Origin of the sequence: Bacillus gobiensis (assembly GCF_001278705.1) — a bacterium.
GTDB lineage: Bacteria > Bacillota > Bacilli > Bacillales > Bacillaceae > Bacillus > Bacillus gobiensis.
In genome coordinates this window covers 4,281,928-4,301,154 of sequence record NZ_CP012600.1, presented here as the reverse complement: position 1 = coordinate 4,301,154, position 19,227 = coordinate 4,281,928, and the positions used below count along the sequence as shown (strand labels likewise).

19 protein-coding genes, 1 pseudogene and 1 riboswitch are annotated in these 19,227 nt (G+C 39.5%); of the genes and pseudogenes, 2 read left to right on the top strand and 18 right to left on the bottom strand.

The features are described from left to right. Positions 1 to 52: 52 nt before the first annotated feature. Complete coding sequence (locus AM592_RS21555) at positions 53 to 655, top strand: rhomboid family intramembrane serine protease (RefSeq protein ID WP_053605678.1); 603 nt, start codon at positions 53 to 55, stop codon at positions 653 to 655. On the opposite strand, the gene AM592_RS21550 is transcribed toward AM592_RS21555, so the two are convergent. From AM592_RS21550 to AM592_RS21525, 6 genes are all read right to left on the bottom strand, one after another. Next, on the bottom strand, positions 652 to 2,142 hold the full coding sequence (locus AM592_RS21550) for a PH domain-containing protein (RefSeq protein ID WP_053605677.1): 1,491 nt from the start codon (positions 2,140 to 2,142) through the stop codon (positions 652 to 654). The genes AM592_RS21555 and AM592_RS21550 overlap by 4 nt on opposite strands. Then, a complete protein-coding gene (locus AM592_RS21545; protein ID WP_053605676.1) occupies positions 2,132 to 2,611 on the bottom strand; it encodes a PH domain-containing protein in 480 nt (159 codons plus the stop codon). The genes AM592_RS21550 and AM592_RS21545 overlap by 11 nt, the downstream gene beginning before the upstream one ends. Positions 2,612 to 2,765: 154 nt before the next feature. Continuing rightward, entirely contained in the window at positions 2,766 to 4,241 is a 1,476-nt protein-coding gene (cshA, locus tag AM592_RS21540) for a degradosome RNA helicase CshA (protein WP_053605675.1), read from the bottom strand. 226 nt (positions 4,242 to 4,467) lie between these two features. Then, complete coding sequence (locus tag AM592_RS21535; RefSeq protein ID WP_053605674.1) at positions 4,468 to 5,190, bottom strand: alpha/beta hydrolase; 723 nt, start codon at positions 5,188 to 5,190, stop codon at positions 4,468 to 4,470. Positions 5,191 to 5,270: 80 nt separating this feature from the next. Continuing rightward, positions 5,271 to 6,644, bottom strand: coding sequence for a UDP-N-acetylmuramoyl-tripeptide--D-alanyl-D-alanine ligase (locus AM592_RS21530; protein WP_053605673.1), 1,374 nt, complete (start codon positions 6,642 to 6,644; stop codon positions 5,271 to 5,273). A 68-nt stretch (positions 6,645 to 6,712) separates the two neighbouring features. Continuing rightward, a complete protein-coding gene (locus tag AM592_RS21525) occupies positions 6,713 to 7,804 on the bottom strand; it encodes a D-alanine--D-alanine ligase (RefSeq protein WP_053605672.1) in 1,092 nt (363 codons plus the stop codon). A 165-nt stretch (positions 7,805 to 7,969) separates the two neighbouring features. On the opposite strand from AM592_RS21525, the gene AM592_RS21520 reads away from it, so the two are divergent. After that, on the top strand, positions 7,970 to 8,290 hold the full coding sequence (locus AM592_RS21520) for a thioredoxin family protein (RefSeq protein WP_053605671.1): 321 nt from the start codon (positions 7,970 to 7,972) through the stop codon (positions 8,288 to 8,290). Positions 8,291 to 8,304: 14 nt separating this feature from the next. Here AM592_RS21520 and AM592_RS21515 read toward each other — a convergent pair whose 3' ends face one another. The 12 genes and pseudogenes from AM592_RS21515 to AM592_RS25440 all read right to left on the bottom strand — a co-directional run bounded on the left by AM592_RS21515 (position 8,305) and on the right by AM592_RS25440 (position 19,211). Further along, a complete protein-coding gene (locus AM592_RS21515; RefSeq protein ID WP_053605670.1) occupies positions 8,305 to 9,177 on the bottom strand; it encodes a cation diffusion facilitator family transporter in 873 nt (290 codons plus the stop codon). 158 nt (positions 9,178 to 9,335) lie between these two features. After that, positions 9,336 to 10,493 carry an acyl-CoA dehydrogenase family protein gene (locus AM592_RS21510; RefSeq protein ID WP_053605669.1) on the bottom strand — a complete coding sequence of 386 codons (1,158 nt, stop codon included), beginning with the start codon at positions 10,491 to 10,493 and terminating at the stop codon, positions 9,336 to 9,338. 126 nt (positions 10,494 to 10,619) lie between these two features. Continuing rightward, positions 10,620 to 10,958 (bottom strand): hypothetical protein, encoded by a 339-nt coding sequence (locus AM592_RS21505; RefSeq protein ID WP_053606216.1) that lies wholly within the window; start codon positions 10,956 to 10,958, stop codon positions 10,620 to 10,622. 122 nt (positions 10,959 to 11,080) lie between these two features. Beyond that, on the bottom strand, positions 11,081 to 11,848 hold the full coding sequence (locus tag AM592_RS21500) for an ABC transporter permease (protein WP_053605668.1): 768 nt from the start codon (positions 11,846 to 11,848) through the stop codon (positions 11,081 to 11,083). Then, a complete protein-coding gene (locus AM592_RS21495; RefSeq protein WP_053605667.1) occupies positions 11,826 to 12,779 on the bottom strand; it encodes an ABC transporter ATP-binding protein in 954 nt (317 codons plus the stop codon). Before AM592_RS21495 ends, AM592_RS21500 begins: the two co-directional genes overlap by 23 nt. 208 nt (positions 12,780 to 12,987) lie before the next feature. Beyond that, a complete protein-coding gene (locus AM592_RS21490; RefSeq protein WP_053605666.1) occupies positions 12,988 to 14,235 on the bottom strand; it encodes a dicarboxylate/amino acid:cation symporter in 1,248 nt (415 codons plus the stop codon). A gap of 82 nt (positions 14,236 to 14,317) precedes the next feature. Then, a riboswitch (cyclic di-AMP (ydaO/yuaA leader) is annotated at positions 14,318 to 14,461 on the bottom strand. Between the two features lie 59 nt (positions 14,462 to 14,520). Beyond that, on the bottom strand, positions 14,521 to 15,570 hold the full coding sequence (locus AM592_RS21485) for an AI-2E family transporter (protein ID WP_053605665.1): 1,050 nt from the start codon (positions 15,568 to 15,570) through the stop codon (positions 14,521 to 14,523). A 106-nt stretch (positions 15,571 to 15,676) separates the two neighbouring features. Continuing rightward, positions 15,677 to 16,171, bottom strand: a pseudogene (locus AM592_RS21480) (ABC transporter permease); the annotation flags it as partial. Between the two features lie 187 nt (positions 16,172 to 16,358). Then, positions 16,359 to 17,066 (bottom strand): ABC transporter permease, encoded by a 708-nt coding sequence (locus AM592_RS21475; RefSeq protein ID WP_053605663.1) that lies wholly within the window; start codon positions 17,064 to 17,066, stop codon positions 16,359 to 16,361. Next, a complete protein-coding gene (locus tag AM592_RS21470; RefSeq protein ID WP_053605662.1) occupies positions 17,063 to 17,911 on the bottom strand; it encodes an ABC transporter ATP-binding protein in 849 nt (282 codons plus the stop codon). Before AM592_RS21470 ends, AM592_RS21475 begins: the two co-directional genes overlap by 4 nt. Before the next feature lie 167 nt (positions 17,912 to 18,078). Then, positions 18,079 to 18,558, bottom strand: a complete 480-nt coding sequence (locus tag AM592_RS25445) for a LytTR family DNA-binding domain-containing protein (protein ID WP_082364290.1) — start codon at positions 18,556 to 18,558, stop codon at positions 18,079 to 18,081. After that, positions 18,540 to 19,211 carry an ATP-binding cassette domain-containing protein gene (locus AM592_RS25440; protein WP_082364287.1) on the bottom strand — a complete coding sequence of 224 codons (672 nt, stop codon included), beginning with the start codon at positions 19,209 to 19,211 and terminating at the stop codon, positions 18,540 to 18,542. The genes AM592_RS25445 and AM592_RS25440 overlap by 19 nt, the downstream gene beginning before the upstream one ends. Positions 19,212 to 19,227: the final 16 nt, after the last annotated feature.

Genomic DNA, 19,227 nt, shown 5'->3' with positions numbered 1-19,227 from the left:
CATAAACATGTTATTATAACAATATTAGAATGACGTTAAAAGGGGCTTGTTCATGTTTGTAAGAAATGAAAGTTTCCGTTCTTTTATCAGTCTTTATCCGATAGTATCGGCTTTAACCGCGATACAAATCCTGCTATGGCTTGTTTTTCAGTTTGAATTAGCTTCTATAGAGCTGTTAATTGGCCAATTGATCGGCTATAATTTTGGAGTCGCTAATGGAGAATGGTGGAGACTGGTGACACCTATCTTCATGCATCAGGGTTTTACCCATCTGCTGTTTAACTCGATTTCGCTTATTTTATTTGCACCCGGATTAGAAAGGATGCTCGGAAAAATAAGATTTATCTTTTTGTACCTTGGCTCAGGAATCATCGGAAACTTAGGGACATATTTTCTCGGATCTGAAGAATATTATCACCTCGGAGCTTCAGGAGCTATTTTCGGTCTATTTGGCACATATCTTTATATTTATTTTTATCGAAAAGAGCTCATGAGCAGATCAAACTCCCAAATGATCGTCACCATCATTGTCATTTCCCTCATCATGACCTTTGCCGGAGCGAATACCAATATTCTGGCCCATATCTTTGGATTAATCGGAGGGTTCACCCTATCACCGATTGTACTAAGCAAAAAGAGTGGACGGCCCTTTTAGCCGTTCACTCTTTTTTCGTAGGAATACCATTGAAACAGTGCCTGAGCATCTTCCCATTCTGTATCAGTAATTGAAAAGCTTTCCGCCGTTACTGAGGACTTTGTGGAAGTATGGATGGTTGCGAGCTTATTTTTCTTTTGGAAGTACGTTTGTTTTACTTCATAGATCTGCATTTTTTTCCGTAAAACAATTGCGGTCGTCTTTCCGATATCCCGATAGGTCATTTGCAGCTTATCTCCTGTTAGATTCCACCCGGCATCCTTATATGCGAAATAACCAAGCAGCAAGCTTACAGGAATCAACAGAAGGCCTAAATACCCCCACGGAGAAAGAAAAATGCTCAGAAGAATGCCTGCAATGAGCGGGAAAAAACCGTACCTGATTAAATAACGTCTAAGCGAGCGGGCAGGAAGTGGAGTTATATCTGTTTCATATGTGTAGCCCTCTACATACTGCTGCAGCAATTCCCTCACCATTTTTTTCGGAATGACGGGAAATAACAGCGTGGATGTATTTTTTTCAGACTCGCTTCCGCCGGCACTCACGATCATCACTGTTGCGTATTTTAATGGTTGCCTTATCAGGTTTTCTTTAATTTTAATCGCTTGAATTCGGTGCATCGGGATTGTTACCCGATTTTTTTCAATCAATCCTTTGCTGATGATAATTTCTTTGTTCTTGCGAATCACGGTGAAATTAGCGTATTTTAGCAGAACGCCGATCATACTTAAAATCCATGCAATAATAAGCCCGATAAAAACAAGCAGCGCATAAACTTCCAAACCAGCATTATTTAAAAACGAAAAGCGCTCATAAATCCGTTCAATCGGCAGAATCTCATCAAATTGGGTCACAAAAGCCACAATACCTGAAATAATGACGCCGATCCCGCTCGAAGTTGAAGCAGCGATAAATAGTTCTTTCGCCCCCATCTTGTAAGTGACATCCGCTTCGTTTTCCAGATTTTGAACTGGAGATTCCAATTCCTCCCCCGTATTTACATCTGTTTGAATTTCTTCACTGCTGATTTTTTGTTTTCGGTCAAATAACTCCTTTTGGATCCGCTCGGCTTCATGCTTTGTAATCGCTTTAAGGGAAACTTCCGATTCCTTCCCTCCACCGGCTGTTTCCACTTGAAGCTTGACGAGCTTAAATAGCTGCTGAATTATTCCTTCGCTGGTATTGACTGATTGGATGCGTTCAATCGGGATATACCTTCTTTTTTTACGAATCAGTCCTTCCTCAATTCGCAATTCATCCTCTTCAATCCTGTATGTAAATTTCCGCCACTGCAACACACTAAAAACGATGACAACGATAAGTAACACAGCTAAACCCAGTAACGCAAAAAACTGAATCATCGCGTTTGAGTTTACGAAAAAAATAAAGGCGAATGGAATAACGATTTGCTTGACAATATTAATAACTCCTGAGATGAGATTCAGTATCATTGCAGCAGGATGCATTCGTTTCGGTTCAGACATCATCTTCTGTCACCCTCGCCAGCCGTGAAATAAAGTCTCTGAGCTGGTCAGCTTCCTCCGCGTCCAGAGCAGGTATCAGGTGTTTCGTTGCCGCAGTGGAAATCTCAACCGTAGATAGGTTAAATCTTCGGAGCAGCGGACCTTGTGTTGTATCAACGTGCTGAACCTTTACCATGGGAACGATGACCCGCTTATTAACAAAAATGCCATGCTGAATGTCTATTTCATTTTCAAGAACCTCATATCTCCAATATTTGTGTTTCACATTCGGATAAATCCAAATACTTACTATTGAAACAATCAACCATAATACCGCTGCAATTGCTCCGATCCAGTACGGCCAGTTAAAAAAATAACTAAGCGTGAATAACGCAATAACAACTAGGAGAAAAATGATAGAATTTATGATTTCCTGCAGTCTCCAAACCTTTAAACCTCTTAAATTAATTTGATTTTTTGGTGGCTGTCTCAAATGTATCCCCCTTATCTATTTAAGTTTTACGATCCATATTTAAAAAAGTTTCATTATGTAAATTTCCCCTAACATTATATATGTTCCCAGGAAGAAAGGAAACTTGCTCAAGATAAAAAAACGAACCTTTTTGGGAAAGGTCCGCATTTTTGAGTTAGTTATTATATGATTTTTTTTGGCGTCTCTCACCAGACTGGCGATTGCGATCATTTGAAGAACGCTTTTTATCATAAGAAGATCGGTTGTTTTTTCCTTTTCCCCGATAGCCTCCGCGGCCGGAAGAACGATGGCTTTTATTTCTCTTGCTGGCAAGAGGCGCTTCATCAGTTAATCGAACCGGTGTACTATCAGGTTCTTTCGTCATCATCTTAATCGCTGCAGCAACAACTGTAACAGAATCGTGATCCTCTAAAAGCTCAGCAGCAGACCTCATATAAAAATTGAGATTATTTTCGCTCATAATCTGGCGAAGACGGTCTACAGTGACTTGCTGTTGCCCTTCAATCGCTTCGTCAAGCGTCGGCTCCTTCATGCGGTCCATTTTACGTTTCGTTGTCTGCTCGATTGCCCGTAAAATATCCTTTTCCCGCGGAGTGATAAAAGTCATGGCCATTCCGGTTTTACCCGCACGTCCAGTTCTGCCTATGCGGTGAACATAGCTTTCAGGATCCTGAGGCACGTCAAAGTTGTAAACATGCGTTACACCTGAGATATCAAGACCTCTTGCTGCTACATCCGTAGCAACCAAAACGTCAATTGCTCCTTGCTTAAATTTACGAAGGGCAACCATGCGTTTCGCCTGCGTTAAATCTCCGTGGATACCTTCAGCAGTGTAACCCCTTAAATTTAAAGCTTCCGTTAATTCATCAACACGGCGCTTTGTCCGCCCGAAAACGATCGCAAGTTCAGGAGATTGGATATCGAGAAGGCGTGTAAGAGTGTCAAATTTCTTTCTTTCATGCACTTCAAGATAAAACTGCTGAATATTGCTTACTGTCATTTCCTTCGCTTTTACTTTCACATGCTCGGGATTCGTCATGAAACGCTCGCCGATTCGTTTAATCGGCGCAGGCATTGTTGCCGAGAAAAGCAATGTTTGATGCTCACTTGGAACATTCGAAAGGATCGATTCAATGTCTTCGATGAATCCCATATTAAGCATTTCATCAGCCTCATCAAGAACAACGGTGTTCACATTTTGAAGACGAAGCGTGCGGCGATTAATATGGTCAAGCAAGCGTCCCGGCGTTCCTACAATAACGTGTGGATTTTTCTTAAGAGCGCGTATCTGTCTGCCAATGTCCTGTCCGCCGTAAATTGGCAATACACGAACACGCTTATCTTGTCCAATTTTATATAGCTCTTCTGAAACCTGAATGGCTAATTCACGTGTTGGTGCAATAATAATGGCTTGAATATTAGGAGACTCGGTGTTGATTTTTTCAACAAGGGGGATACCAAACGCAGCAGTTTTACCCGTACCGGTTTGCGCTTGTCCAATAACGTCTTTATTTGCAAGTCCCAATGGAATCGTTTCTGCCTGAATCGGTGTTGCTTCTTCAAAACCCATGCGGTTAATTGACTTCATGAGTTCGGAACTTAATTGAAAATCTTGAAACGTAATAGTCAATTTATTCATACTCCTTCTAATAGCTGTTTCAGTAAATCAAGTTTTATCAATAAAAACTGCCCTTTTTATAAAGAAGGACAGGTCCAGTTTGTATACAAAGCCCGAATTACTTTACATTTTATCTTACCATTTAGATACAAGTATTTCAATATCCATTAAAAACGGCACACAGCTATTATTTATTTTATTTGGAATTAAACCTAAAGCTAGTGTTCTTCTGGACGTGTCAGTAGTTGGCCTGCTGAAATTGTGCGTTTTGGAATTCTTTATTTAAAAAACTTTCTACATGCTTAAACAATTGTCCTGCGTTTTCTTCCAAACAAACATGATGCTTGCAATCAGGAATCAAATACAGTTCTTTATGCGACGAAGGAATCGTGTTGTATAAAAAACGCGCACTCGAAACCGGAACAATGGCATCACACTCTCCCTGGACGATCAGCACAGGCAATTCAAGGCTTTTTAAGGCCGGTTTTGTTGCTTTCACAAGTTTTTGAAATTGAAACGCAGAAGAAATAGGGGTCTTCAAAAATTTCTTTTTGTACCTGGAGTAAATGATGTTTTCAGCCAGAGTGCCTCTTACTGAATCCTTCCATAAGTGAGCCAAGTCTGCAATAAATTGCCTCGGATTAATATAGAGAGCGGCTGCACTGAGAAGCACAAGTTTTTTTACCGGATACTTTGCTGCAAGATAAGCAGCGATCATTCCTCCCATTGAGAAACCGATGATATAAAGTTCATCACATCGCTTCAGCATGCGGACGAGCTCGATTTCAGCGCAAGCTAGCCATTCTTGAAACGAAATCCCTTTTAGAGCAAGGGTATCTCCATGCCCTGGAAGTGTGATCGTTTGGACGTCCCAGTCTGTCGATTTTTTAAAATAATCGGCCAGCGGCTCCACTTCATAAGGAGCCCCGGTAAACCCGTGAATGCACAAACACCCTATCATTGTTCCGCCTCAATTCTAAACCTTTTCTTAAAGTATGCCCACAGTCATATCAAGAAAACCGCCAAATTTATCACAGTTTCTCAAGAAATTTTCAAATGTGAAATGACGTCTTCCAGCTTCATGCCGCGGGAAGCTTTAATTAATACGATATCCTCTGGAGCTGTCCTGTTTTGAAGCTCTCTCGCCAATGCTTTTTTATCATCAAAATGCATTACACAGCCTTCTTGAAAATTCCCGTTAGCTCCATTAGCAATATATTCACCAAGTTTGCCGTACGTATATACAAATTGAATTTGGCTTGAATCAATTTCCATTCCAATCTGTTCATGATACATTTTCTCATCCTTGCCCAGCTCAAGAATGTCTCCCAGTACCAAGTGTTTTTTTCTAAATCCTTGCATTCCTTGTAATAAATCAATAGCTGCCCGCATAGATGTCGGGCTCGCATTATACGCATCATTAATGATGGAAAGACCATCAGACATCTGAAGCATTTCCAGCCGCATCCCAGTCATTTTTAGATTTGTTAACCCTTCTGCTATTCGTGAAAGATCAACATGAAATTCGTTAGCTGCTGCTATTGCGGCTAAAGCGTTTCTGACATTATGCTTGCCAAGAACCGGAATATAAAACGGCTGTTCAATATCTCGCAACTTAAAATATGTGCCTTCTTTTCCAAGCTCTATCTCGCTGATTTGATAAGAATTGTCTTTATTTTCTCCAAAGGATTTCAAAGCAAAAGCAACATTTTTCACTTTATCTGCCAAGAGAGGTTCATCTCCAGTATATATGAGTACTCCATCCTTTGAAAGTCCATTTGCAATTTCAAATTTAGCATCCGCAATATTTTCTCTCGATCCCAAATCCAGCAAATGCGAATCTCCGATATTGGTTATGACAGCGATATCCGGCTTTGCCAGCTTTGTAAGAAAATCGATTTCTCCTTTTGCGCTCATTCCCATTTCTAAAATGGCGATTTCCGTTTCCTCCGGCATATCTAATATGGTTAAGGGCAAACCAATGTGGTTGTTGTAGTTCCCTTGGGTCTTATGAACACGATATTCTGTGGTTAAAATCGAATAAATCATATCCTTTGTCGTCGTTTTCCCGTTGCTTCCCGTTACGCCGACAACTTTCGGATTAATGGATTTGCGATATGCAGAGGCTAGCTGTTGCAGTGCTTCTAACGTATCATTGACTACGATCACTGCTCCGTGCTCTGGGGGATCAGGTTCAGCTGCACTCCACAGTACAGCGGCTGCTCCTTTTTCAAGCGCAGCCTTTGCAAATGTGTGCCCATTAAAATTTTCACCTGAAATTGGAACAAACAGCTGGCCTTTTTCAATTTTTCTCGTATCTGTCGTGACCCCTGTGATTTTCTTTTGATAATAAGCTGTATCCCCCAACGTACCATTTGTCATGTCAGCAATTTCCTTAGCTGTACGTTCGATCATTGAAAGGGCTCCTCTCGTCTCTATTATGGAAAATAGACACCGCCATTTATGACAGTGCCTCTTTGATTTTAAAATGTGTGGATGATTTGCTGTTTTTCTTCATATCTCTCAATTGCTAATTCGACAAGCCTTTCGATCAGTTCGGGGTATTCGACTCCCGTATGCTTCCAAAGCAACGGAAACATGCTGAACGGTGTAAAGCCAGGCATTGTGTTAACTTCATTAATGAGCACTTTCCCATCATTTGTTACAAAGAAATCCGCTCTGACTAAGCCTGCTCCGTCAATTGCTTTGAAAGCCTTGACTGCCATTTCTTTCAATTTCTGCAGCTCTTCCTCAGTAACTTCTGCAGGAATAATCAAATCCGTATCTCCATCTTCATATTTTGCCCGGTAATCATAAAAATCTGTTTTCGGAGCGATTTCACCAGGTACTGAACAGATCGGCTCGTCATTTCCCAGGATACCCAATTCGATTTCTCTGCCAATAATTCCTTCTTCAACGATGATTTTCCGATCGTATTTAAAGGCACCTTGAAAGGCTTCAACCAATTCAGCTCTATTTCTGCACTTGCTGATACCGACGCTCGAACCGAGATTTGCCGGTTTGACAAAACAAGGATAGTCCAGCTCGGCTTCAACTTTTTCATAGCACTTAATATCTGATTTTTCCCATTCTTTTTTAATAAAGGACACGTAGTTCGCTTGTTCCAATCCTGCCTGCGCAAACAGATTTTTCATGACCACTTTATCCATTCCGGCAGCAGAAGCAAGCACACCATTCCCAACATAAGGCACATTTAACAAATCGAGCATTCCTTGCAGCGTACCATCTTCACCATTTGGGCCGTGAAGGAGCGGAAAAACAACATCTACGGAAGCGTTTTTGCTTTTTTCGCTTTGCGGGATAGGAAACATTTCTTGATTTAACCCGGACGGTGCAAACGTTTCGCCATTTTGTTCATGCTGCAGCATTTTTACATTAGAAACAGGTTCAGACAGAAGCGGCCCCCTTATCCATTCTCCTTGTTCCGTAATGTAAATAGGGTGTATTTCAAACTTTTCGGTGTTTAACGCTTTTATGACAGCGAGAGCAGTCTGTAATGATACATTATGTTCTGCTGATTTACCTCCGTAAACCAACCCTAATCTCGTCTTCACTTTCAAATTCCCCCTACTAACAATTCGTCGTTATTATATTATCACTTTCATGGGTATTTGCTCTAATTAATTTCATTCTTTTCAAAATCCAGTTAAAAACCGTTCATTTTTATGTATTTTCAAACCAATTTATATTAGAATGGCATGGAAAAGGAGATGTCAGCATTGAAAAAAATTAACACAACTGAACAGTTTCAAGAAGTTATTGCATCACATAAAGAAGTTATTATTAAATTTTTCGCCGATTGGTGCCCTGATTGCACTCGTTTAAATATGTTCATCGGTGATATTATGGATACTTATCAAGAAAATGAATGGTATGAACTAAACAAAGACGAGCTGCCTGAGCTTGCTGATAAGTATCAAGTGATGGGAATTCCGAGCCTATTGATTTTTAAAAACGGCGAAAAAACAGCCCATCTTCACAGCGCAAATGCAAAAACTCCAGATGAAGTGACTGGATTCTTATCTGAACACCTTAGCTAATTCGAAGAAAGAATTCATTTTATGTCGCTCGGTTCAATATGGACGTGAACATGTGAAACACCATGTTCATGTTTCATTTTGTTTTCCACCTCATCGGCAATTTTGTGGCTTTCCTCTGTTGTTAATGCAGAATTAACGACCACACTTGCTTCTAAATGCACTGTACTTCCCAAATATCTTGCTTTAATATCCGTTAGCTTATGTACTCCTTCAATTCGTTGAATCGATTGTTGATATGCTTCAAGATCATTCCTGTCAAATCCGTCCGTTAATGAATGGGTCGCGTCTCTGAATATATCCCAGGCTGTTTTGCAAATAATGATCCCTATGATAAACGCAAATACAGTATCGATCCAGGGAAGTTGCAGCCTGGAAGAAAATACCCCTACACATGTTCCTACGCTTACAATCGCGTCCGAGAAATTGTCTTTTGCAGCTGCCATTAAGGCATGGCTGTTAATTCGATCGGCCAACCTTTTGATATAAAGATATACTCCAAACATGAATATAGCGCTAATGCCGGCCGTCCATCCAGCAACAATTCCGGGAGAGGCTTCTTTTGGGCGAAGAATCGATTTTCCGGCTTCAATCAGTACCTCCAAACCTACCATCATCATAATAAATGACGCAATTAAAGACGAAATAGTTTCAGCACGGTAATGTCCGTATGGATGGTCACTGTCCGGAGGATACTGGGAAATCTTTAGCCCAATTAATATAGCAACAGAAGCAATAATATCTGTGCTATTGTTTAATCCGTCGGCACGGAGCGCTTCCGAGTGGTACGTTATTCCGACAATCAATTTGACAGCCGCAAGAATCAAGTAGGCAAATATACTGATCCAGGCACCTTTTTCACCAGTCTTTAAATCCGTCGACTCATTCATTTTACAACCTCCATTTGTCCATTAGTATGGATAATTGAAGGCTGGAGTATTTTCTGCAAGTTAAAAAAATTCCGCCGCCAGCATCTTATTCTATTCGACAGCAAATTATTCCCCGGGAAAGAAAATATAAAAACCCGCCGAAGCGAGTTTTTGAATGTTTACTTTTCCAACGATTCAAATGCAAGAGCCGAAAGCTTCTGGATCGTAATATCATCCATTGGAGGATTGTGCAATCCAGCCCGCACATCTCTGTAATATCTTTGCAGAGGATTTGTACGCTGAAGGCTTTTTGCCCCAACCACTCTCATTGCCTTATCCACAACATAAATAGCAGTATTCGTAACCGTGTGTTTAACGGCAGCTAATTCTTGTCCGATATTCGGGCGCTGTTTAGGATCATCGTACATCTCGGCTACGTGATAAAGAAAATGCCGTGCTTTCATTAATTCAAGCTCAATTTCGCCGATATGCTTTTGTACAGATGGAACATCCTTGATCGGTCCCTTCAAGCTATTCGGTGAGTAGACATTCGCGAATTTCACTGCATAGTCTCTGGCTGCTTGGGCAATCCCAAGATATACAGCCGGGATATGTAAGAGCCAGCCATTTACCTTTGTTCCGCGTGGATGATTCAAGCGTTCGACCAGCTTTGACTCATCGAGAATGACTTCTTCCATAACAAGGTCATGACTTGCAGTCCCTCTCATAGCAATAACATCCCACGTTTCTTCAATGCTGACACCGTTCGTGTCTTTATGAATTAGAAAGACGCCAATCGTGTCTTCTTCGTCGATCCACGCTGTGACTAAGAAATAATCCAAAACCGGTGACATCGTCGTAAACGTTTTTCTTCCGTTTACTATCCACGAGTTGTTCTTTTTTTGCGCAGTTGTCCCGGGCCGGCCGCCTCTCGTCGGACTCCCTGTTTGCGCTTCACTCGCTGCTCGATTGACGAGTGCCCCCTGCAATACTTCTTTTGCTATAAAATCAAAGTCCTTTTTCTCCCAAATATCCCCTTCCGCGAGTTCACCCATAATACTTAAATGCCAGCCGATACTCAGTGCAGTGACGGCATCTCCTTTGGCGAGCCGCTCCTGGTACAAAATCATGTCATAAACAGAGAGTCCTTCCCCTTCGTTTTTTTCTGGAACAGGCAATGCAGTATAGCCGGATTCCTTTAATGCTTGGATATTTTCATAAGGAAATGAAGCCTGTTCATCATGTTCGGCAGAACGTTTTTCAAACTCATCCGACAGTTCTCCTATTATATCCAGCCATCTTTTCTGTTTCTCTGTTTTGATAAACAACGATGACACATCAATCCCTCCAATTTGTCCCGGTCAATTTTATGTATTATATTGATAAGTTCCTTCCGATTGCAACAAATCAGCTTAGAAAAAAATAAACAGCCCGCTTTCAAGTACAGAAAGCAGGCTTAAAATCTATGATAAGGCTCTAGTTTGCCCGTCTTTTTTCATCGATAAATATATCAGCATATAGGATAAATACCCCATTGCCATTACTAATCCGCCAAAGAAAAAGCTTGAAAAAAGAGCTTCTTCAATCGCTGCCAACGCTGCCAAGACAGCCCAGCTGGAATACAAATAGACCATAAAGATTAATTCATTATTTTTTAATTTGTATAACATGTACAAACCTGCGATTGAAAAACATCCCAACGCCAGCCTGAAAAGAACCAAATGGTCAAAGTGAAAACCAAATGACACAAAAGAAAACGACAACAGCAGCAAAATAGGCAAAGCTTTTATGAAATATCTCATATCCATATCTATCATCCCCCGCTTTGGTCCTCTTAATTATAGATAAAATTTTGGGAACGCAGTTGATTTCGTGAGTAATTTCACAAAATTGCCAAGATTTCTCTTCACCTAATCGACATATTTTACACAGTCACATCACGTTTACAAAAACTCCACCACGCCACGGTCAAAAAGGTGATCAGATGAATGGCAATAATAAAAATTGAAAATACAGGACTTGTCCCATCAAATAATGGATTTACCCCGCCTGCGTATTGCCTGAAATCAGTATTGGCAAACAATAGAAATTTTCCCCACTGATTCTCCATCACATCGAAAATCGTTACCAATGTTTTGGCTATGTATATCACTACAAAAGAAACCACTAAAGAAAATACGCTGTTTTTTAATAAAGCGGAGCATAAAAAAGCAAAAGCAATCATCATAAAAATTTCAAGCCATTGCGAAGCAATCCAGATAAGCGTATTTGAAAACAAAACACCCGCTCTTTCATCTATGTTCACCCCGAAAAACACCAATCCATAAACAAGTGTCAACGAATAATATATGATAAAAAGGTAGATGCTGGCTAAAATAGAAGTCGTCCATTTAGAAAGAAGAATCTTCCACCGTTTCACAGGACGTATTAGCAAAAATTTAATCGTTCTTTTATCAAATTCAGATGAAACGATCGTCGCTGCAATAACTACTGAAAAAAGCTGCAATATTATGTTTAAATTAGGAGCGTAAGAAAAATACCCAATAAAATGATCCTCAACCCTCGCGCTCATCAACAGCCTTTTGATAAAAAGCGCCATTAAAAATTGCAGGACCGCCATACTTATCAATGCTACGACTACAATTCTTTTTTTGAACAGCTTTTTATGCTCATTTCGAATCAGTCTGTTCATACTCTTCCCCTTCTCTTTCGCGCATAACGTTTTCAGTTGTCCAATCGATAAAGCTTTCCTCAAGTGATCGTTTAACAGGAATTACACTAAATATATCAATGCCATCAATGGACATTCTTCGGCATAAATCGGGGACTTGCTCTTTTTTCACCTTTACTAAGAGAAAATCTCCATTTGCTTCTGCTTCAAAACCTTGGCCGCTCAGCCAGCTGAGTGCATTCTCCTGCGGACGAAGCTCCATACGAAGAGTAAGTTCGGTTTCAAGGTTTTCCGATAAGCTTACGGTTGACTTAATTTTTCCATTTTGAATAATGATGACTCGATCACAAAGCTCCTCCACCTCACTAAGAAGGTGAGATGCAATGAGAATAGCGACATTTTCACGTTTTGCGAGTTCTTTTATATGCTCCCTGAAATCCTTCATCCCCGCGGGATCTAACCCATTAGTCGGTTCGTCCAAAATCAACAGGCTGGGCGAATGCAGAATTCCCTGGGCAATCCCTAGCCGCTGCCTCATTCCAAGCGAATAAGCTTTCACCTTATCGTCGATCGCGTGGCTTAATCCGACCCGCTCTACGACTTCATCGATTCTTGTTTTGGAAATGTTGCCCGCCATTTCGGCATACTGCTGGAGATTCTCATACCCAGTCATATTTTGATAAAATTCAGGATTTTCAATGATGGCTCCGACAAAACGGATAGCTTCCTCAAATTCCTGATTGAGAGGAAATCCATTAATTAAAATAGTCCCTTCGTTTTTTTCCATTAAACCGACGATAATTTTGATGAGTGTTGTTTTTCCTGAGCCGTTTGGTCCCAGCAATCCGACAATTTCTCCGGGATAAACATCTAAGCTGATTTCTTCTAAAATCTTCTTTTTCCCGATTTTCTTATGTATATTGTTAACCGTTAAAACCGGCTTGATTGTCATTGCTTTAAAGCCCTCCCATTCTAGTATATAGTATACCATTTACAGTCATTTTTCTGGTTAAAAGGGTGTTTCCAATTTGGAGCTTGATATGTCAAAAGGGTCTTTTTTATGGCGGTGTACGGAAATCCGCATCATCGACTCTAATTCATCTATGAAAAGGAAAAGATGGAGCATCTGTAGATAGCTCCATCTTATTCATTGGAATATTTTAGAAGGATTGATTAACGTTTTGTTCAGAAGTAACTCCGTGTTTTTTCTCTGATTCAGCAACAATAACGGCGCAGGCAGCATCTCCCGTAATATTGACTGCAGTCCTTGCCATATCAAGCAAGCGGTCAATCCCTAATATAAGTGCAATCCCTTCAACAGGAAGATTGACGGATTGCAGCACCATGGCCAGCAGGATCAAACCGACTCCGGGCACCCCGGCAGTACCTACACTTGCAAGAACAGCAGTTAGAACAACAGTGACAAGCTCCACAAAAGTCAGATTGACATCATATACCTGGGCGATAAACACTGTTGCAACACCTTGCATGATCGCTGTTCCATCCATATTAATGGTTGCTCCCAAAGGTTGAACAAAGCTGCTTATCGATTTCGGCACCTTTAAATTTTTTTGGGCAGTTTCCATTGACATCGGAAGTACCGCGTTACTGCTCGATGTACTGAAAGCTACAACCATAGCAGGTGAAAAGCCCTTAAAGAAAGCAATCGGATTTAACTTGCCTAATACGGCAACAGTAGAACCATACGTAACAGCCATGTGGATAATCAAGGCTAAAAGAACAACAATAAAATAGAGTCCCATTGCTTGGATTGCGCTAAAGCCTTGGCTTCCAATTGCAGAAGCAATCAATCCAAATGTACCGTAGGGAGCAAATTTCATAACGAGACCGACAAGATACATCATGAGGTCATTTCCCTGCTCTAAAATTTTCAACAGCCCTTCTGTCTTCTTACCGAGCATAGCAATTCCAAGCCCGATAAATATAGAAAACACAATGATTTGGAGCATGTCTCCATTTGCGAACGCCTCGATTGGATTTTTAGGGATAATGTTCATAAGCGTTTCAGCCGTTGATGGTGCTTCTTTTGCTTCATAGCTTCCTGCGTTCTCAGGAGTGATATTTCCCACTTCACCCGGTTTGATCAACAACGTAAGAACAAGCCCTATAATAATTGCAACAGTAGTGGTTAATAGAAAATAGGAGATCGTTTTTGCACCAATCCGACCTAATTTTTTTGGGTCTCCAAGCCCCGCCACTCCTAAAGTAATCGAAAAGAAAACGATTGGAATCACAATCATATTAATCAAATTTAAAAAGATTTTGCCTAAAGGGGAAAATAAATATGGATCCAGCACATCAAATGCTTGAGGTGCAAAAACGTTCAAGATAATTCCGACGATAGCACCTACAATAAGTGCAATGATGATTCTTGTTGCAAGTTTCATAGATTTACCTCCTAAAAAATAATAAAAAAAACCACGAGTTCATTCGCGGCTTCGTGCTCTATTCAGACATAGAGATCCCACATATGACTCTCTTCACGTATACGGGGTTAGCTGTCGGGTTCGGACGAAGAGATGTCCGTTTTTATACATAAAACGTATAAAAATTCACCCCGTAATGATTTTGGGTCCCCCATTCCTTCAAAAAAGGATTAAACGAGTGTAGTATAGTTTTGTAATATAATTAAACACCATTATTTCCATCTTGTAAATAGTTTTTCAAGTATGTCAACTTTTGTTAACACCGACCGTTTCCTCTGTACTGCTATTTGTCACATCAAGAACATCCAAGAGAAAGACAACTACGGGAATACCGATTATCAATCCCCATATTCCAAAATAATGCTCGGAAAAAATCAATACGATAAATGTCATAAAGATAGGGAGCTCAGTTTTTGCAGACATAAGCTTCGGGTTGAGAAAATACGCTTCAATCGCATGAATGATCATAATAACGATAAACATATAGAACACATAGATCCAGTCGCCGATGCTATAGGCAATAATACTGAGAGGGATCAAGGACAAGACGACTCCGGCCACCGGAATCAGCCCCAGGAAAAAGACCATAACGGCCAGGCCGAACAACTGCGGAAAACCCATGATCCAGAGAGAAATCGTAGTAAGAGCACAATTTACAATCGCAATGATAAATTGTGCTTCTAATACCTTTCCAAACGTCTTTACAAATTTCCCACCGAAAAAAGCAATCTCTTTATAAAAAATCGCCAATTTGCTCGTTTTAAATTTTTGCATAAAAGCGACCAAACGGCCTTTTTCGATTAAGAAAAACATACTGAGAATTAATGAGAGAAAAACTTGCAGACTGAATGAACTCACATCAGCAAGGTATGTATAAAGAAAATTAAGCCCCTTTTCAAAATATCCCGAAAGATTCACGTCTCCAAACACAGTGGTGATCTCATAATAAAATGGAATATTCTCTTCTGGACGAGCAGACAGTTCTTTCGCCAAATCTGCCAACTGCTTGATTTGATCCGCGACCACAGGATAATAGTTGAAGATTCCGATTGCCAATAAGCCGCCAAGCGTAATATATAAACTGGTTATCACCACTTTTTGACTCACTTTTAAAAAGTGGTTAAGAAATCCTCTTACTACGTTTTCCAGCCTGTCCATCAAAAAAGTAAAGATAAACGTGAGTAAAATAAGATTCATCATTCCTCGAAAAAGATAAAGGACAGCAGCTATGATAAGAAAAACAAAAAATCGCCTTACTCCCGCATGCTGTAAAAATTTATTCCATGCTGCCGACATTTATTACACTCCAGTCAAATACATCAAGATAAGTAAAATTATATAATAAAAAGACGCGAAAATCTCTTTTCGCGCAGAAAACTTTGCAAAAATATTTAGAATTTCATCAGTTTTCGTCAAATTTTTTCTTTTTATATATTATCAGGCAGATTAATAGTATGGCGACTGTCCATGCGGCTATGATTAGAAAGTGTGAATAGATTTCATTTCCAAGGTTTGATGCCATTGTCAGGTTCATACCGTCGATAAGATGCCGAGAAGGGAGCCATTCAAGCACTGTTACAATCGGTTGAATATCAATTGCATCTTTTATAATCGATCCTATAAAAAAGACGAACATGATCGGCAATCCAATGACCGACGATTGCATGACATTACTGCTGATTAATCCAATCAAGGTACCCAATCCAATGAAAAAAATAGTTGTCAAGGAGATTAAAAGCATGAGAACAGGATAATGATGAACCGCTCTGTCACTGATTTCGACAGATAATATGCTGACAATCAAAGAGGTCAAAAAAGTAATGATTCCTTTTCCGGCTAATACTTCAAGTGCAGAGGCTGGAGACAGCATTAATACCTTTAACGTATGTTTTTCTTTTTCTTCTGCAAGTAAAAGGTGTAGCTTGAAATAAAGTTTAAATCATTTCCACTTGTTTTTTCATCAATCACGTACGATTGCGAAATAAGAAAAGCATATTTCTTTTTCTGAAGTGGTTTATGAATTCTATAGTATATAGGACATACAATTGCAGGAAATTGATTCAATATTCTGATCCTTTGTTATTTTAATCGATCCTACGTTTTCTATAAATAACTACCGTAGTAACTATTGATATAGCTGCCCACACCAAGAGTATAAGTATATTTTCGATGATTCCACTAAAGCCTTCTCCATTGATTAAGGCAACCCAAATGGTGTTTAGTTGCTCATTTGGTAAATAATCGATGATCTTTAAGAAGGTTTTATTTTCCACCATTGATTTAAACATAGAGCTCATCCCAAAGACTACTAATACAGGCATTCCAATAATACTTGTTTCCATTACGGTTCTTGAAATCAAGCCGAGAATGGTTCCAGTCGCAATATAAAAAACCAAACCCAATAGTACACTTACTGCAAATAATGGAGGTGATGGGACCTTGAAGTTCGATAAAAAGACAGAGCCAATAATCACAACAATGGTCATAACAGCAGATAATGCACTTTTTCCTACAAAAATTTCAGCTATACTAGCAGGCGATAACAATAATCCTCTTAATGTATTTTTCTCTTTTTCCTCTGCCACCATTGCAGCTTGAATAAAAGCACCTGCAATGACAAGAGCAAGATTAATGGGATAGGTGCTAAAGACGCCATTTCCTTCACTCATACGACCTAATAAAGCTGCAAAAACTAAAGGGATTGCTAATGTAAAGATGACGTAGGAATTTCTTTGCAAATCTTTCCAATCCTTTATAAATATGGCGTTTACTCGTTTAAAAGAAAAAGTCATGATAAGTTCCTCCCTGTTAATTGTACAAAAATGTCTCCAAGTGTCGGCTCATTGGAATGAATCGTCAGAATCTGTCCATCTTTCATATATTGGTAGATTTCCTTTGCTCCTTCTTCGTCTTTCTCAACAACCACTGTACGATTTCCTTTTAATAAAAGAGAAATCGTTGTGTTTTTTTGTTGTGCTCTTACATTTCGGGGTGTATCCAGTAGCATGATCTCCCCGTTATTCAAGAACGCAACTCGATCACAAAGGTCTTCTGCTTCTTGCATGTCATGGGTTGTTAAAAAAATGGTTGTCCCTTCTTGATTCAATTTTTTCAGGCCCGCATGAATATGCTTTGTATTGATTGGGTCTAAGGCAGAAGTTGGTTCGTCTAAAAAGAGAAGATCGGGTTTATGTAAGATAGCTCTTGCCAATGTGATCCTCTGCTTCATCCCTTTTGATAGTTTTTGAACCGATTTCTTCTTATCTTGTATTAGATTAACAGATTCAAGAACCTCATTGATTCTACTTTTGTCCACATCATATAAATCACAATATAATGTAAGGTTATCGTAGATACTAAGCCGTTCATAAAGGCCACTATTATCCGTTAAGATTCCGATTCTCTTCATAAAAGTCGGATCTTTTAATTTTTGGATTGGTTGACCGAACACCATAACCTCTCCAGCTGTTGGATGAAGTTGGGCTGTCAAAATTTTAATCGTTGTCGTTTTACCGGAACCACTTGGTCCTAAGAAACCAATTGTTTCTCCTTTTTTCACTTCAAAATTTACATTTTTTAAAGCCATCTTGGTTTCAAATGATTTAACAAGTTCTCTTACTTCGATAACATTTTCCATTTCTGTTACTCCTTTTCCCGTTTCTGCTTCTTGATTCAAGTTTAGTTGCAATTCGAGCGAAATGCAGTAATATCAAGGCGAAAAGAGTATAAAAACGGGTGAATGGTACTAATTTCAGGGTGAATGGAGCATTTTTTTGAACAAAAATGCTCTTTAAGAAGTGAACGTTAAATTCCGAGGATCACTTTTAACTCATTTAATTTTCCTTTGGATAATGGAACAGAGCTTTTCTTAGAATCTTCAAGAATGAGGCAATAACTATTTCTAGTCCAAGTAATCACTTCACGTACCTTTTGTAAATTGACAATATAGGATCGATGACAACGAAAAAATCCAAATGATTGCAATCGTCCAAATAGGTCATTCAATGTAATGGAACAGGGAAAGACTTCTCCATTTACATGTAGGTGTGAAATCCCTTCATTACCCTCAACGAAGACAATCTCCGTAGGATCGAATAGAATTATTTTATCGTCGACTTTTGCTGGAATCTTTTCAAACCGTAATGGTCTGTGAATGGTAGTAGCTTCCCCTTCTGCTTGTTCTTTACCATTGTTTTCCTCTTCAGCAGTTGAAGTTTCTATTTCTTCATTCACGATTGTCGGCTGCGAATCTATTACCTGGTCATCTATTGAAACGGAATGCAAACACCCTTTTCCTCATCAATGACGTCAATTTTCTTTAAGCCTTCCTCATTCAGACGGTAAACCGTATTTGTCATAGTAATGGCACTTTCAAAGTTGTTTGTCGTAATGAGAACGGATTTTCCTTGTCCTTTGAACTCCTCTAATACTCTTTGCATAATGATTTTACTTTCGATATCAATATTTTGATCGGGCTCTTCCATAACGATCAAGTCCGGCTGATGCAATATTACCCTAGCAAGCTGTATCCGTTTCTTTTCAGAATACGAAAGTTTGCTAATTTTCGTTTTCACTTTCTCAGCTAACCCAACTTTTTGAAGGAGAGAATCAATCTCTACGTTCACATCATATAACCTTTTTAAAAAATTAAGGTACTCCCTCGGTGTCAGTCGTTCATACATCGCTTCATCCAATAAAAATAACCCTACACGGTTAGATAGGCTTTTAAAATGGTGGTTTAGAGGCAAGCCTTCCAGCAATACCTCCCCATTTGAAAGGGATGTCTCTCCAATCATCATCATGATTAACTGTTTTCCAACTTCATTATTGCACTGAATCGCAATAATCTCTTCTTTATGAATATCTAAATCTATCTTTGGAAATATAATCGTATTTCCTTTACTTTTTTCAATTTGTTTTATTTGCAATAAGCTCATGTTATTTATACACCTC

What these genes read in the sequence shown, in the direction of transcription:
- AM592_RS21555 (WP_053605678.1), top strand. Translation starts at nt 53, where the DNA reads ATGTTTGTAAGAAATGAAAGTTTCCGTTCTTTTATCAGTCTTTATCCG.
- AM592_RS21550 (WP_053605677.1), bottom strand. Translation starts at nt 2,142, where the DNA reads ATGATGTCTGAACCGAAACGAATGCATCCTGCTGCAATGATACTGAAT.
- AM592_RS21535 (WP_053605674.1), bottom strand. Translation starts at nt 5,190, where the DNA reads ATGATAGGGTGTTTGTGCATTCACGGGTTTACCGGGGCTCCTTATGAA.
- AM592_RS21530 (WP_053605673.1), bottom strand. Translation starts at nt 6,644, where the DNA reads ATGATCGAACGTACAGCTAAGGAAATTGCTGACATGACAAATGGTACG.
- AM592_RS21515 (WP_053605670.1), bottom strand. Translation starts at nt 9,177, where the DNA reads ATGAATGAGTCGACGGATTTAAAGACTGGTGAAAAAGGTGCCTGGATC.
- AM592_RS21505 (WP_053606216.1), bottom strand. Translation starts at nt 10,958, where the DNA reads ATGAGATATTTCATAAAAGCTTTGCCTATTTTGCTGCTGTTGTCGTTT.
- AM592_RS21500 (WP_053605668.1), bottom strand. Translation starts at nt 11,848, where the DNA reads ATGAACAGACTGATTCGAAATGAGCATAAAAAGCTGTTCAAAAAAAGA.
- AM592_RS21495 (WP_053605667.1), bottom strand. Translation starts at nt 12,779, where the DNA reads ATGACAATCAAGCCGGTTTTAACGGTTAACAATATACATAAGAAAATC.
- AM592_RS21490 (WP_053605666.1), bottom strand. Translation starts at nt 14,235, where the DNA reads ATGAAACTTGCAACAAGAATCATCATTGCACTTATTGTAGGTGCTATC.
- AM592_RS21485 (WP_053605665.1), bottom strand. Translation starts at nt 15,570, where the DNA reads ATGTCGGCAGCATGGAATAAATTTTTACAGCATGCGGGAGTAAGGCGA.
- AM592_RS21475 (WP_053605663.1), bottom strand. Translation starts at nt 17,066, where the DNA reads ATGACTTTTTCTTTTAAACGAGTAAACGCCATATTTATAAAGGATTGG.
- AM592_RS21470 (WP_053605662.1), bottom strand. Translation starts at nt 17,911, where the DNA reads ATGGAAAATGTTATCGAAGTAAGAGAACTTGTTAAATCATTTGAAACC.
- AM592_RS25440 (WP_082364287.1), bottom strand. Translation starts at nt 19,211, where the DNA reads ATGAGCTTATTGCAAATAAAACAAATTGAAAAAAGTAAAGGAAATACG.